Annotated in this window: 14 protein-coding genes and 1 riboswitch; of the genes, 5 read left to right on the forward strand and 9 right to left on the reverse strand. The window is 69.3% G+C overall.

Annotated features, from left to right (window positions below; translation table 11 throughout):
- Positions 1-5: 5 nt before the first annotated feature.
- Both ACSZL9_RS16680 and ACSZL9_RS16685 read right to left on the reverse strand, forming a co-directional pair.
- Positions 6-2621, reverse strand: coding sequence for an excinuclease ABC subunit A (locus ACSZL9_RS16680; protein ID WP_446666637.1), 2616 nt, complete (start codon positions 2619-2621; stop codon positions 6-8).
- A gap of 75 nt (positions 2622-2696) precedes the next feature.
- Positions 2697-2924: an RNA-binding S4 domain-containing protein gene (locus tag ACSZL9_RS16685; RefSeq protein WP_446666638.1), complete on the reverse strand. Its 228-nt coding sequence runs from the start codon at positions 2922-2924 to the stop codon at positions 2697-2699.
- A gap of 148 nt (positions 2925-3072) precedes the next feature.
- Here ACSZL9_RS16685 and ACSZL9_RS16690 point away from each other — a divergent pair, with 148 nt between their 5' ends.
- A complete protein-coding gene (locus ACSZL9_RS16690; protein ID WP_446666639.1) occupies positions 3073-4389 on the forward strand; it encodes a lipase family protein in 1317 nt (438 codons plus the stop codon).
- A gap of 24 nt (positions 4390-4413) precedes the next feature.
- On the opposite strand, the gene ACSZL9_RS16695 is transcribed toward ACSZL9_RS16690, so the two are convergent.
- From ACSZL9_RS16695 to ACSZL9_RS16710, 4 genes are all read right to left on the reverse strand, one after another.
- Entirely contained in the window at positions 4414-5073 is a 660-nt protein-coding gene (locus ACSZL9_RS16695; RefSeq protein WP_446666640.1) for a helix-turn-helix domain-containing protein, read from the reverse strand.
- A 176-nt stretch (positions 5074-5249) separates the two neighbouring features.
- Positions 5250-5960, reverse strand: coding sequence for a class I SAM-dependent methyltransferase (locus tag ACSZL9_RS16700; protein ID WP_446666641.1), 711 nt, complete (start codon positions 5958-5960; stop codon positions 5250-5252).
- Positions 5961-6064: 104 nt separating this feature from the next.
- On the reverse strand, positions 6065-7261 hold the full coding sequence (locus tag ACSZL9_RS16705; protein WP_446666642.1) for a MarP family serine protease: 1197 nt from the start codon (positions 7259-7261) through the stop codon (positions 6065-6067).
- A complete protein-coding gene (locus ACSZL9_RS16710; protein ID WP_446666643.1) occupies positions 7258-7857 on the reverse strand; it encodes a GNAT family N-acetyltransferase in 600 nt (199 codons plus the stop codon). The genes ACSZL9_RS16705 and ACSZL9_RS16710 overlap by 4 nt, the downstream gene beginning before the upstream one ends.
- On the opposite strand from ACSZL9_RS16710, the gene ACSZL9_RS16715 reads away from it, so the two are divergent.
- The 4 genes from ACSZL9_RS16715 (at position 7856) to mgtE (ending at position 12180) form a co-directional block, all read left to right on the forward strand.
- Positions 7856-8041, forward strand: coding sequence for a hypothetical protein (locus tag ACSZL9_RS16715; protein ID WP_446666644.1), 186 nt, complete (start codon positions 7856-7858; stop codon positions 8039-8041). The genes ACSZL9_RS16710 and ACSZL9_RS16715 overlap by 2 nt on opposite strands.
- Positions 8042-8123: 82 nt before the next feature.
- Positions 8124-9260 (forward strand): glycoside hydrolase family 3 N-terminal domain-containing protein, encoded by a 1137-nt coding sequence (locus ACSZL9_RS16720; protein WP_446666645.1) that lies wholly within the window; start codon positions 8124-8126, stop codon positions 9258-9260.
- Between the two features lie 241 nt (positions 9261-9501).
- Positions 9502-10797 (forward strand): threonine ammonia-lyase IlvA, encoded by a 1296-nt coding sequence (gene ilvA / locus ACSZL9_RS16725; RefSeq protein ID WP_446666646.1) that lies wholly within the window; start codon positions 9502-9504, stop codon positions 10795-10797.
- A 21-nt stretch (positions 10798-10818) separates the two neighbouring features.
- Positions 10819-12180 (forward strand): magnesium transporter, encoded by a 1362-nt coding sequence (gene mgtE / locus ACSZL9_RS16730; protein ID WP_446666647.1) that lies wholly within the window; start codon positions 10819-10821, stop codon positions 12178-12180.
- A 15-nt stretch (positions 12181-12195) separates the two neighbouring features.
- On the opposite strand, the gene ACSZL9_RS16735 is transcribed toward mgtE, so the two are convergent.
- From ACSZL9_RS16735 to ACSZL9_RS16745, 3 genes are all read right to left on the reverse strand, one after another.
- Positions 12196-12510 (reverse strand): DMT family transporter, encoded by a 315-nt coding sequence (locus ACSZL9_RS16735; RefSeq protein ID WP_446666648.1) that lies wholly within the window; start codon positions 12508-12510, stop codon positions 12196-12198.
- Between the two features lie 17 nt (positions 12511-12527).
- Positions 12528-12593, reverse strand: a riboswitch (guanidine-III (ykkC-III) riboswitch).
- A gap of 84 nt (positions 12594-12677) precedes the next feature.
- Positions 12678-13316, reverse strand: a complete 639-nt coding sequence (locus tag ACSZL9_RS16740) for an NAD(P)/FAD-dependent oxidoreductase (RefSeq protein WP_446666659.1) — start codon at positions 13314-13316, stop codon at positions 12678-12680.
- A complete protein-coding gene (locus ACSZL9_RS16745) occupies positions 13280-13843 on the reverse strand; it encodes an NAD(P)/FAD-dependent oxidoreductase (protein ID WP_446666649.1) in 564 nt (187 codons plus the stop codon). The genes ACSZL9_RS16740 and ACSZL9_RS16745 overlap by 37 nt, the downstream gene beginning before the upstream one ends.
- Positions 13844-13934: the final 91 nt, after the last annotated feature.

Raw genomic sequence — 13934 nt, forward strand, 5'->3', positions numbered from 1 at the left:
CGACGTCATACAGTGCCTCGCTCGCGGGTCGGGTGCGCCGACTCGTCGAGCGCAGCGGTGAGGTACTTCGCCGACGCACCGACACCCGCCGCGGAGACCTCCTGCGGGGTGCCGGATGCCACGACGGTGCCGCCGTCGTCACCGGCGCCGGGGCCGAGGTCGATGACGTGGTCGGCGACGGCGACGACCCGCATGTCCAGCTCGACGGCGACGACGGTGTTGCCCGCGTCGACAAGGGTCTGCAGGTGGGTGATCAGCCGGTCGGCGTCCGCACAGTGCAGGCCGGACGTCGGCTCGTCGAGCACATACAACGTGTCGCCGTGCTGGGCGCGCTGCAGCTCACTGGCCAGCTTGACTCGCTGAGCCTCGCCACCGGAGAGCTCGGTCGCCGGCTGCCCGAGCCGCAGGTAGCCGAGCCCCACGTCGATCAGCGCCGTCAGCGACCGGATGGTGTCGTCCTCGCCGGTGAAGAACTCGTGCGCCTCCTCGACACTCATCGCGAGGATCTCGGCGATGTTCTTCTCCCGCCAGGTGACCTCCAGGGTGCTGTCCTTGTAGCGCGTGCCGTGACAGTCCGGGCACTCGGTGTAGACCGACGGCAGGAAGAGCAGCTCGACCATCACCGACCCCTCGCCCTCACACGTCGGGCAGCGACCACCGTTGACGTTGAAGGAGAACCGCCCCGGCTTGTAGCCGCGCTCGCGCGCCTCGTCGGTCTGCGCGAAACGCTTGCGCACGTGGTCGAACAGGCCCGTGTAGGTGGCGACGTTCGAGCGCGGTGTGCGACCGATCGGCTTCTGGTCGATGGTGACGACCCGGCGCACCCCGGTCAGCTCGCCCTCCAGGGTGCCTTCGAGTCGCTCCGGGGAGTCCGCCAGGAGCAGCTCGTCGTCCTCCGACTCCTCCTCGACGGGTATGCCGCGACCCAACCGCTCACCCAACAGGACCGGCAGCGCCTGGCTGACCAGGCTGGACTTGCCCGACCCGGACACCCCGGTCACCGCGGTGAAGACACCCAACGGGAGCGAGACCGACAGATCGTGCAGGTTGTTGCGCGTGACGCCGGTCAGCTCGATCCACCCGGCCGGGTCGCGCGGCGTGTGCGGGGGGAGGCCGGCGTCGCCATACAAATAGCCCCGCGTGACGGACTCCTCGACGTCGGCCAGACCCTCGGTCGGTCCGCTGTAGATGACGCGACCGCCGTGCTCGCCCGCGCCCGGTCCGATGTCGACCAGCCAGTCGGCGTGCCGCATCACGTCGACCGAGTGCTCGACCACGAAGAGGCTGTTGCCGCGGCGTTTCAGCCCGTCCAGGATGCCCAGCAGCGCCGTCACGTCCTGTGGATGTAGGCCGGCCGACGGCTCGTCCAGCACGTAGACGACCCCGAAGAGCTCCGAGGTCAGCTGCGTCGCCAGCCGCAAACGCTGCAACTCGCCGCCGGACAGTGTCGGGGTGGTGCGGTGCAGCGACAGGTAGCCCAGACCGAGGTCGATGATCGGCCGCACGCGCTCGACGAGCTCGCCCGCGAGGCGCACCGCCGCGGCCCGCTGCTCGGTCGGGCTCGGGGCGTGCTTGTCGGTGACGTCGGAATGGGCTGCGGCAGCTGCGATTTCGGAGTCGGCGCTGTCGAGCACGCCGTTGAGCAGGTCGCGCACCTCGTGCAGCGGCAGCTGGGAGAAGTCGGCGATGTCCATGCCTTCGAAGGTCACCGTCAGTGCCTCGGGCTTGATGCGCTTGCCGTCGCAGGACGGGCACGGGGTGACGTCGAGGAACTGCGCGACCCGGCGCTTCATCGAGGCGCTCTTGGTGTTGGCGAACGTGTCGAAGACGTAGCGCCGCACACCGACGAACGTGCCCTTGTACGTCGGCTCCTCACCTGCCGCGATCGCGGCCTGTGCCTCCTGCAGGCTGAGCCTGGAATGCACTGGGACGAAAGGGGTTTCGTCGGTGTAGAGGATCCAGTCCCGGTGCTTCTTGGGCAGGTCCTTCCAGGGAACGTCGACGTCATAGCCGAGGCCGACGAGGACGTCACGCAACTGGTGCCCGTGCCACGCCCTCGGCCACGCCTCGATCGCGCGCTCGCGGATGGTCAGCGAGGGATCCGGGACCATTTTGTCCTCGGTCACTTCATAGACGCGGCCGATCCCGTGGCATCGCGGGCACGCGCCTTCGACGGTGTTGGCCGAGAACTCCTCGGCATACAGCATCGGCTGGTCGTCGGGGTAGTCCCCGGCGCGCGAGTAGAGCATCCGCACCAGCGAGGACAGTGTGGTGATGCTGCCCACCGAGGAGCGGGTGCTGCGCCCGCCGCGCTGCTGTTGCAGCGCGACGGCGGGCGGCATCCCGGTGATCGCGTCGACGTCGGGGACCCCGGCCTGGTCGATCAGACGTCGTGCGTATGGCGCCACCGACTCCAGGTAGCGGCGCTGCGACTCGGCATACAGCGTGCCGAAGGCGAGCGAGGACTTGCCCGACCCGGACACCCCGGTGAAGACCACTGTCGCGTCGCGCGGCACCGTCAGGTCGATGCCCTGCAAGTTGTGCTCCCGCGCACCCCGGACCCGCACGTCCGGCTGCACCAGCGATGACTCGTCCGACGGGAGCGCGACTGGTTTTGCCATGGTCTCGACGTTACTGGGCAGTTGGCGGGCTGACACCCTCCGAATGAGCAGGTTCCGCTGCCCGTCCGAGCAGACCTACGCCCGGGACGTCACCCGCACCTGCTGTCCGGCGAACGACACGACGTCACCCGGGCGCACCTGACGCCCGCGCCGGGTGTCGACCTCGTCGTTGACGGTGACCTCACCGGCAGTGATGACCTCGCGCGCCATGGCGCCGTCGTCGACGAGGCCGGCGAGTTTCAACAGCTGCCCGAGGCGGATGCTCTCGTCACGAATCTCGATGTCGGCAGGCTCAGCGCTCATGGTTGCCAAGGGTAGTCATCCCCGGCCGCCCGATCGGGTCCGCACATTGACCGGAGCGATCCGGCACACCAGTGGTTACGCATCGGTAACCTACAACTGCACGAGTCGTGAGCCAGATCACAACCGCCCTGCCCTGGAGGCATCCACCATGGTTCGTTCCGCCGTTCGCCTTGCCGCCGCAACCGTCGTCGCGGCAGCCGCCGTGTCGGGGTCGGTCGTCACCGCCGGCACCGCCGACGCCGCCACCACCGATCCCTTCTACACCTACTCGGGCAGCAAGCCGCTGTCGTCATACAAACCTGGTGCAGTGCTGAAGACCCGCACCCTGAAGTACCACGTGCTCGGCATCCCGACCCCGGTCACGGCGGTTCAGCTGGTCTATCGCACGACCGACGCGCAGGGTCGGGCGGTCGCGGGCGTCACCTCGGTGCTCAAGCCGGCTGGGGGCGGCAACGGCAAGGCGGTTGCCTACCAGTCGTTCTACGACTCGCTCAACCCAGCCGACAGCCCGTCCCGGTCGATCGCCGGCGACGTGAGTTTCGGCGGGATCATCAACAACGTCGAAACGATCTTCATCGCCCCGCTGCTCGCGCAGGGCTACTCGGTGGTCGTCGCCGACACCGAGGGCCAGACCGCCGACTTCGTCGCCGGCCCGGAGTACGGCCAGCAGACGCTGGACTCCATCCGGGCTGCGTCCGCCTCGTCCGACACCGGCATGAACCCCTCGACCAAGGTCGGTCTGCTCGGCTACTCCGGCGGCGCCATCGCGACCAACTGGGCCGCGGCGCTCGCGCCGAAATACGCGCCGGACGTCAACAAGCGCCTGGTCGGGTATGCCGAGGGCGGCCTCCTCGTCGACCCGATCCACAACCTGTCGTATGTCGAGGGCAGCGTCACCTGGGCGGGCATCGCACCCATGGCGATCGTCGGCGCAGCCCGCGCCTACGGCGTCGACTTCCAGCCCTACCTCAGCGACCGCGGCAAGCAGATCACGACGAAGATGCAGAACGCATCGATCACCAACGTGCTCCTGCAATACCCCGGCCTGCGCTGGAAGGACCTGGTCAAGCCGCAGTATGCCGACCCGAGCTCCATCCCGGAGTTCGTGAAGGTCGTCAACAAGCTGAACCTCGGGTCCCGACCGACGCCGACCATTCCCGGCTTCATCGGCCAGGGGGCGGGCGGTTTCCTGGAAGGCACCCCGGGCAACAAGCCCGGCATCGGAGCCGGCGACGGTGTGATGATCGCCGGCGATGTGCGCACCCTTGCGCGGCAGTACTGCGCGACCGGCTCGCCTGCGGTGAAATACACGCAATACAACCTGGCCAGCCATGTCGTGGCGGCGACGCTGTGGGCGCCGACCGCGCTCGGCTACCTCAACGATCGCTTCGCCGGCAAGACCGCGCCCTCGGACTGTGGGCACATCCCGGCCGGTAATCCGCTCACACCCGCCACGGTCAGCTGACCCCGGGCGCGAGCACTCCGCCGGTCAGTCACAACGGCATTCACACTCCGGCACGCAGAGGCCGACCTCGATGCACCGCTCCGGGCAGAAACAGGGCTCCGGCTCCGGTCGTGGCGAGCGCCGTGCGCGAATGGCCGCGCTCTGCTCGGCCCGCCTCTCGGCCTCCCGTCGGGCGAGGTGTGCGGCCCTGATCGTCAGCTCCTGCCCTGTCGGGTGATCGGCAGAGGGCGGCGTCCTGTTGCGCAGGAGGTCTCGGGAACGCCGCTGAACGCACCACCCTGGCGACGGTTTCAGGTTGCTCGGCGCTCCCCACCACGGATCCGGTGTGCGCAGGTCCGGCGGCAGGACATCCAGGTGTGCCGGGTATCGGCGGCCCGCGTTGTCGCGTACCCCGTCCCGGCCGAACGGCTGGACGGCCGCGCCGTGTTCGTCGACAACCTGGAGTCGGAGGTGCGCGCACGCGAGTGCAGCCACGAACTCGCCCAGCCGGGGCGACGAGGTGCCCGCCTCCCACCGGCCCAGTGCCGATTGGGACACGCCGATCATGGCGGACAGCTCGCGTTGGCTCAGGTCGGCCGATCGGCGTGCTCGCATCAGGTAGCCAGCCACGTCGAACGGGTCGTCGAGCGGTTGGTCGAACGCATGGGAGGACTGCGGCGTGGGTTCGCTCGGCTCGGTGGACATGGGACTCAGGATGGTTGTCGGCACCGACAACCGGTGGTGGTCGGGGTTGCCTGCATCGTTGACCCACTCAGCGGGTCAACGATGTAGGCGGGCCCTGATCGGTGTACGCCGGCTAGTGTTCGCCAGTCCGTGGCTGCCGATCCCCGTTCGGGGTCAGGTCTGCTGCTGCCCGAACGTCACACCGCTTCGAGCACGAAGAAGATGAAGCACAGGAACGCCGAGCGCTCCCGCAACTCGGGTCGCAGCAGCTCCGGGGGAGTGTCCTTGGCGTATGGCGGCTCGGCGAGCACCTTGATCGCATAACCCGCCTCGGTGAACGCGTCGGTCATCGCATGCAGCGGCCGGTGCCAGTAGGTGAGCGTCCCCTCCTGGCCGTCGAATTCGAAGGTCTCGGAGTATTGCGTGACGGCGAAGTAGTTGTTGCGCTCCGGGTCGTCCATGTAGTTGACCAGGTAGACGGTCGGGTGCGGCACCGACAGCAGCAACCGTCCGCCCGGCTTCAGCACCCGGCGAAGCTCCGCCAGCGGCGGTGCCCAATCCTGCAGGTAGTGCAGGCTCAGCGATGCCACGACATCGTCAAAAGCGTTGTCGGCAAAGGGAAGTGGTGCACCCAGGTCGGCGACGTGCAGGTCGGCGTCCGCGCCCAGACGACGCCGGGCGATGTCGACCATCACGGGGCTCAGGTCGAACCCGGTCATCACAGCACCGCGCTCCTGCAGCGCTTCGGACGTCGCCCCCGACCCGCAGCCGGCGTCGAGGATGTGCCGCCCCCGCACGTCTCCGGCGAGGTCGAGCATGGCCGGCCGCTCGTAGTACTTGTGCAGCAGGCCGGTCTCGTTCTGGCGTGCGTAACTCTCCGCGAACGCGTCGTAATCGGTGGTCTGCATCGGGTCCCCTCGCATGACGGCGGGTTTGCTGGTCTCGATACGGGCTCGTTCCTCGCCCTACTCGACCAGCTTGTCGTTGTTTCGCTGACGCCGTGGTTTCCGGCTCACTCTACGCAGGCCCCGGTGGACACTGGGGCTGTCGAATGACGCGCCTGCTCGATCACCGGCCGGCTCTCGTCCAGCGTCAGCACGTAGCCGGTCGGCGCACCGCGGGCCGCCTTCGCGAAGACGGTGCCGACGACCCGACCGGTCGTCGACAGCAACGGACCGCCGGAGTTGCCCGGCTGCACCCGGCCGGTGATCGCATAGACGTCCCGAGCGGGTGCGCGCTGGCCGTAGATGTCAGTGCCGAGTGCGTGCAGTCGCGAATTGACCCGGGCGCCGTCGAGTCGGTAGGGGCCGTTCTGCGGGAAGCCGGCCACGACGGCGGCGTCACCGCGTGACAGGTCGCCGCCGGTGGGCAGCGCCGGTGCGTCGAGATCCGGCACGGCCAGCACCGCGATGTCCCGGTCCTGCGAGAACGCCACCGTCGTCGCCGGATAGGTGCGGCCGGTGCCGCCGACCTGCACCCGCGGATGGTCGACCCCTGCCACGACGTGCGCATTGGTGACCACCCGGTGCGCAGAGGTCACCCAGCCGCTGCCCTCCTGTGCGACGCCGCAGTTGTCCGCGACACCAGTCACCTTCACGATCGACGCGGCAGCACGCTCGACCCCGCGGCTGTGCGCTGCGTCGGTCGGCGGCGGGTCGACGGGCGCGATGGGACCGGCATACAGGTCCGGCATGCCGCGGTCGTCGACGAACTGACGCACGCCGGCGAAGACTCGGTCGGCCTGCGATGGCATCACTTGGTCGATGCCGCGCAGGATCCGCGACTGGCCGATCGCGTCCGACGCCCGCGCGGGTAACGCGCCCTGGACGGCGCCGGCGATGAACCACATGAGCATCGCCGAGACCAGCACTCCAGCCACCGCTCCGAGCACCGAGTCGGCCTTGAGCGCCGGCCGGATGCGCACCAGGGATCGCACGTGCGCCCCGGCATACGCGCCCAGTGACTGACCGATCGACGCCAGCGCGAGCACTCCGACGATCAGCAGCAGCCCTTGCCGCACGGGACTGTCCGCCGTCGCCGACCAGTCCTCCAAAACCCCTGGCAGCAGCCACAATCCGAGGAATCCGCCGGTCAGGAACCCGGCCAGCGACAAGGCTCCCGCGACCAGCCCGGTGCGGTAGTGCCCGACGGCATACCCGATGAGCAGCAGGACCAGGAGCAGGTCCAGCAGCAGCGAGCCGGCGGTCATCGGGCGGCGGACCTTCCGGCGGCAGGTGCCGGGCCACCGGTGGACACCCACGCCCCGAACGCCTCCGCAGGCTTCTCCTCCTCGCCGTGCTCGACGCCGCACACGACGAACCCGCGACTCTGATAGTTGGCCAGCGCGGCCGGCCCGTCCAGGCTGCAGGTGTGCAACCACACACGGGTTGCCGTCGGCAGATCGGCACGTTCCGGCAGTGACCACGCGGCCCGGATGCCGTGCTCGAGCAAGCGCTTGCCGAGCCCGCGACCGATCGCCGTCTCGGCAAGGCCGAAGTAGCGGACCTCCACCTGGGTGCCGTCCTCGTGCGGCTGCGGCTGCAGGTGGACGTAGCCGAGCGGCACGCCCTCGCCATACAGGATCCAGAACTCGGTGCCGGGCACCGACAGCTCCGCCACCCACTGCTCGCGCGACCAGTCCAGCCGGTCGGTCCACAGCCACGGCCCGCCGACGAGTCCGTAGAGGAACCGGGCATATTCGGGCGATATGCCGCTCGCCCGGTCCAGCCGCACCCCGCCCGGCAGCGCGGCCGCGGGCTCCGTCGGCGCGCGCAGCATCTCCAGGGTTGTCGTGGTGACCTGCATGTTCATCCTCTCGGCCGATCTGCTGCCGGGTGCGCCGCCGCGGTCACGGCCGCAAGGACCGGGAAATCGCTTCCGCCGCCTGCGCCAACACTATGCGGACGATCCGCGCGTCGACCCGGCGCCGATCACCTTCACGCTGAGCGCCCCAGGGGCACCATCACTCAACCTCATTGCCTTCGCGTAAAACGCCCATCGTGCACGGCTGAGGCTGGGATAGTCGTTTACGTGCGGTGCTCCCCTGGCACCGCACGTCGAGGAGGCACGTGATGGTTTCGCAGTTCCCGGTCAGCAGGCGCAACGTTCTCCGCGCGGGAGGGGTGATCGGCGGAGGCCTCGCCCTCGGTATGACGTCGATGCCCGCCGCGCACGCCGACCCGCCGTGGCACGCCAAACTGTCCGCGGAGCAGCAGGTCGGGCAGCGGGTGATCTTCTCCTACCCGGGCGCTACGCCGTCCGACGAGGTCTTCCAGCTGATTCGCGACGGCCTGGTCGGCGGGTTGATCTTCTTCGGCGAGAACATCCTGAGCCTCGCCCAGATCGCCGACGTCATCTCCGAGCTGAATGCTGCGCACGCGCAGAGCCCGACCAGCGACTCGCCGCTGCTGATGATGACCGATCAGGAGGGCGGTGTCGTCCGCAGGCTGCGCGGGCAAGAGCCGATCCTGTCCGCGAAACAGATTGGTGCGTCAGCGGATCCGCTCGGCGAGGCCACCAAGGCGGGCCGCGGTGCGGGCATGGCCCTGAAGTCCGTCGGGATGAATCTCAACCTCGCCCCGGTCGAGGACGTCTATCGCGAGGAAGGCAACTTCGACGACCAGTGGGGTCGCTCCTTCAGCAACGACTCCACCGTGTGCGGCCGGCTCGGTGCGGCGTTCGTCGAGGCCGAGCACGCGACCGGTGTCGCGTCCACGGCGAAGCACTACCCGGGGCTCGGCTGGGCGACCCGTGCGGAGAACACCGACCTCGGCGTTGTCACGCTGCACCAGTCCGCGGCGGAGATCCGCGCCGTCGACGAGGCCGCGTTCACACCGGTCATCGCCGCAGGTGTTGAGTTGGTGATGACCGCGTGGGCGACATACCCCGCGATCGACCCGGACTACCCGGCCGGGCTGTCGAAGATCTTCGTCGAGCAGGAGCTGCGCGGCCGCCAGAAGTTCAGCGGCGTGACGATCACCGACGCGCTCGAGGCGGGCGCGCTCGAGCCGTTCGGCGACACCGGTGAACGCTCCGTGCTGTCCGCGGCCGCCGGCATGGACATCCTGCTGTGCTCCGGGCGCGACGTCGCCCAGGGCACCGACGCCGTCACCGCGGTGACCGCGGCGCTGCGCAGTGGTCGACTGAACCCGGGCCAGTTCAAGCAGGCGCTGCGCCGGGTCCGCGGCTTGCGGGACAGCCTCGGCTGAGGTGGCCGAGCCTGTCGAGGTCCCGGTGGTTTCGACAGGCTCAACCATCTCCGGGAGAGCCGATGGTTTCGACAGGCTCAACCATCTCGGGAGAGGCGGCCGAGCCTGGCGAGTCCACGCACCTGTCCAGTCGGCGAGAACGTCATCTCAACATGTGTCTCGATGCGTAGATTGAGAAGACAGCCAGCGGTCCCGGTCAGCAGGTCACCGAGATTGTGTCGCCGACAAAGGGGAGGAATGCGTGTCCGCCACCGCACACCGCACACCGGAGGCGCGTGAGCATGCCGGTGATGCCGGCGTCGTGCAGGAGGCTGCTGCGCACATCGAAGGGCTGGCCACCTGGACTCCGTTGCAGCACAACGATCGGCTGAGCACGCAGGTCGGCGCGCACGTCCTGCTCAAGCGGGAGGACCTGCAGCCGGTGCGGTCCTACAAGGTCCGCGGCGCGGTCAACCTGATCCGCGGCCTGAGCGAGGAGGAGCGCGAGCACGGCCTGGTCTGTGCCAGCGCCGGCAATCACGCCCAGGGCGTCGCGCTCGCGTGCGCCGAGCTCGGCGTCCGGGCGCGGATCTACTTGCCCCGCAACACTCCTCGGCAGAAGCGGGACCGCGTGGCGCACTTCGGTCGCGACCACGTCCGGTTGATCCTGCACGGCGACACCTACGACGACGCCTCCAAGGCCGCAGTGCTGGACGCGTCCCGGACCGGCGCGACGCTGGCACCGGCGTTCGACGACCCGCGGGTGATCGCCGGCCAGGGCACCGTGACCCGGGAGATCCTGCAGGACCTGGGTCACGCTCCCGACATACTCCTGGTGCCGGTGGGTGGCGGTGGACTGCTGGCCGGTGCGCTGCTGGCGCTCGCCGAGGCGCCGCCGGAGTTCGAGGCCGATCGGTGCCGGGTCGTGGCTGTGGAGCCGGTCGGAGCGGCGAGCCTGCAGGCCGCGCTCGACGCGGGTCAGCCGCTGGACCTGGGGGAGATCGACACGTTCGCCGACGGCACCGCGGTGCGCAAGGTCGGCGAGCACCCCTTCGGGATCATCCGCCGAGCCGAGGTCGAGGTCACCACCGTCGAGACGGGTGCGATCTGCCAGGAGATGCTGCGGCTCTATCAGGTCGACGGCATCATCGCCGAGCCCTCCGGGGCGATGGCGATGGCTGCGCTGGAGGGCCGGGACGTCGCGCCGGACGCGACCGTCGTCGCGATCCTGTCCGGCGGCAACAACGACGTCAGCCGGTATGCCGAAGTCATCGAGCGGGCGCTGGTCCACGAGGGCCGCAAGCACTACCTCCTGGTCGACTTCCCGCAGGAGCCCGGTGCGCTGCGCCGCTTCCTGCATGACATCCTCGGGCCCGACGACGACATCACCTTCTTCGAATACGTCAAACGCAACAACCGCGAGTTCGGCCCGGCGATGGTCGGCGTCGAGCTCGGTGACCCCGGGTCGTATGACGCCCTGCTCGACCGCGCAGAGGAGTCGCCGCTGGTCGTGGAGCCGATCCCGCTGGACAGTCCGCTGTTGCGCTACCTGGTCTGACGCCGGCGAGAGGGGTCATTGATGACGACGCCGGTCTCCGACGCTGTCGAAGCGGTCGCCACCCTCGTGCGTCGCGGTCCGCGTGGTGAGGCGGACCTCGAGCAGCTGGCCGCACAGGCGCGGCCGTTGCCGGCACGTGAGCTCAGCTACCTGATCCGCACCACCAACGCGCAGCACGGCGCGGTGCTCTTCCGGGTGCTGGACAAGGACACCGCGCTGGCGGTCTTCGAGGTCCTGCCGCCCGGGGACCAGGCGGCACTGGTCGGCGCCCTGCGCAGCAGCGAGACCGCTGAGCTGATCGAGCAGTTGGACCCGGACGACCGTGCCCGGCTGCTCGACGAGCTGCCGGCGACGGTCACCGACCAGCTCATCACCGGGCTCAGCCCGGCGGAGCGGCGGATGACGACCACCGTGCTCGGCTACTCACGGCACGCGATCGGCCGCTACATGTCGCCGGAGGTGTTGCCGCTCGACCAGGACCTGAGCGCGGGCGATGCACTGGAGCGGGTGCGTGCCCACATCGACGAGCCGGAGACCGTCTACCTGCTGCCGGTGATCGACCACGGCCGCCGGCTCACCGGGGTGATCGGGCTGCGCAGCCTGCTGGCCGCCGATCCTGCGGCGCGGGTGGGTGACCTCGCCAAGCCGGCGCAGTTCGCCCGAGCCATCGACGATCGCGAGGAGGCCGCCCGCCGCTTCCGGTCCGAGAAGCTCCTGGCGATGCCGATCGTCGACCTCGAGGACCGCCTGCTGGGCATCCTGACCGTCGACGACGCCAACGACATCATCGACGCGGAGGATACCGAGAACGCCGCCCGCACCGGTGGCGCCGAACCACTGCGCAGCTCCTACCTGTCGGCCTCGATCGCGCAGATCGTGCGCAGCCGTGCGCTCTGGCTGCTGGTGCTGGCCGTCTCTGCGGTGCTGACGGTGCAGGTGCTGGACATCTTCGAGGACCGGCTCGACCAGGTCGTCGTGCTGGCGTTGTTCATCCCACTGCTCACCGGCACCGGCGGCAACACCGGCAACCAGGCGGCCACCACCGTGACCCGTGCGCTCGCGACCGGAGAGGTCCGGATCCGCGATCTGCCCCGGGTGATCTGGCGCGAGCTGCGCGTCGGTTTCCTGCTCGGTGCACTGCTGGGCAGCCTCGGCTGGGTGATCGCGAGCCTGGTCTTCTCCGCCCAGATCGGGGTGGTCATCGGCCTGACGTTGCTGGCTGTCTGCACGATGGCCGCCGTGGTCGGCGGCATCATGCCGCTGCTGGCCACCAAGCTGCGGGCCGACCCGGCGGTCTTCTCCAACCCCTTCATCTCGACCTTCTGCGACGCGACCGGCCTGGTTATCTACTTCAGCATCGCGACCGTGGTCCTCGGGTTGTGACCGTCGGCCCCCGCCTTAGTGGCTGAGTTTCAGACCGACCACGCAGCCGACGATGCCGAGCAGGAACGCGATCTTGAGCGGCGACACCGAGTCGGTCCCGGCGACCATCCCGTAGACGACGGTGAGCACGGCGCCGATGCCGACCCAGACGGCATACGCGGTGCCGATCGGCACACTGCGCATCGCGACAGCCAGCCCCGCCATACTCGCCGTCAGCCCGACCGCGAAGACGACAGTGGGAACCGGACGCGAGAAACCTTCGGACTTGCCCAGAGCAGTCGCCCAGACTGCCTCCAGCACACCGGACACGATGAGCACGATCCATGCCATGACGGCCACCCTTTCGGACTGGCCGTCTTGTCGCTGTCCGGGTACGGCGCCATCGTCCGGGGGCCGGGATCGTGGCCCAATCACAAGGTCTCACACCGGTGTTCGGCGGGCAAATCAGCGCCGCTGCGGTGGGCGAGACCTCGAGACGCTCGTTCCTCGGCCATCTCTTAGTGACCGGTGAGCAGGGACAGCACCTTGCCGAGCTTCGCCGGCTTCCCGGTGAGCTGCTCCTCGCGGTCGGCCCACGACGCGACCTGCAGCCCGGCATTGATGCCGAGCCAGCGCAGCGGCTCCGGCTCCCAGCGCCGCGAATGATGTTGCACCCAGGCCAGATCCGAGATCTCGGTGCGCTGCCCGGTGACCAGCTCCGCGACGGTGCGGCCGCCGAGGTTGCTCAGCGCGACACCGTCGCCGACATACCCGCCGGACCAGCCGAGGCCGGTCGCCGGGTCGAGGCCGACGCTCGGCTGCCAGTCCCGCGGGATGCCGAGCGGGCCTCCCCATGCGTGCGTGAAGTCGACCTCGTGCAGGATCGGAAACATCTGGCGCAGTGACGTTTTCAGCGTTTCGAAGACCCTCGGGTCCTCATCGAAGGATGGCCGGATCCCCGATCGGAAGTGGTATGGCGCACCGCGCCCGCCGAAGACCAGCCGACCGTCGGCCGTCCGCTGCCCGTAGACGATGACGTGCCGGTGCTCGCTGAAGGTTTCGGCGTCGGCCAGTCCGATCTGTTGCCACTGCTCGTCGTCAAGCGGTGCCGTCGCGACGATCAGTGAATAGACCGGCGCGACTGCACGCGGGCACAGTGCGGGTTGTAGGTTGCGCCCAAAGTGCCTGTGGCAGAGAGCCTTTCAGCCGCTTCGGCACGGTCGACCAGGCGGACGTCCAGCCCCCAGTGCTCGGCGTGCGCGACCTCTGCGCGTGCTCGGGCCAGCTGTGCCTCGGTGCGTGCGACGACGACGGTGCCGCCCTGGTGGAAGCCGCAGGCAATGCCTTCCGTCCGGACGACTCGGCCGACCTCGGCCACGCTGTCGCGCAGGGCGGCATACTGCGCCCGAGCGGCAGCGTCACCGCTCGCCGCGGCGAGCCGCTCCGGAGGTGTGGGGTAGAGCGCCGACACCCAGCCGCCGTTGCGACCGCTCGCGCCGAAGCCCACGTGCTCGGCCTCGACCACCAGCACCGACAACGACGGGTCGGTCTGCAGCAGGTAGTAGGCCGACCACAGGCCGGTGAAACCTGCTCCGACGATGCACACGTCGACCGAGGTGTCGTCGGTCAGGACATGACGCGTCGTCGGTGGAGTGTTGTCCCACCAGAGCGGCCGCGTCGTCATACGCCGATGGTGGCGCAGGACGGCAAAACGGCTCTTCCCAGATGAGGGTGTAGGTCGGCCGGGCGCGTCGGTCCGCAGGTAGACGTCGAGG

Source organism: Flexivirga sp. B27 (assembly GCF_052905685.1).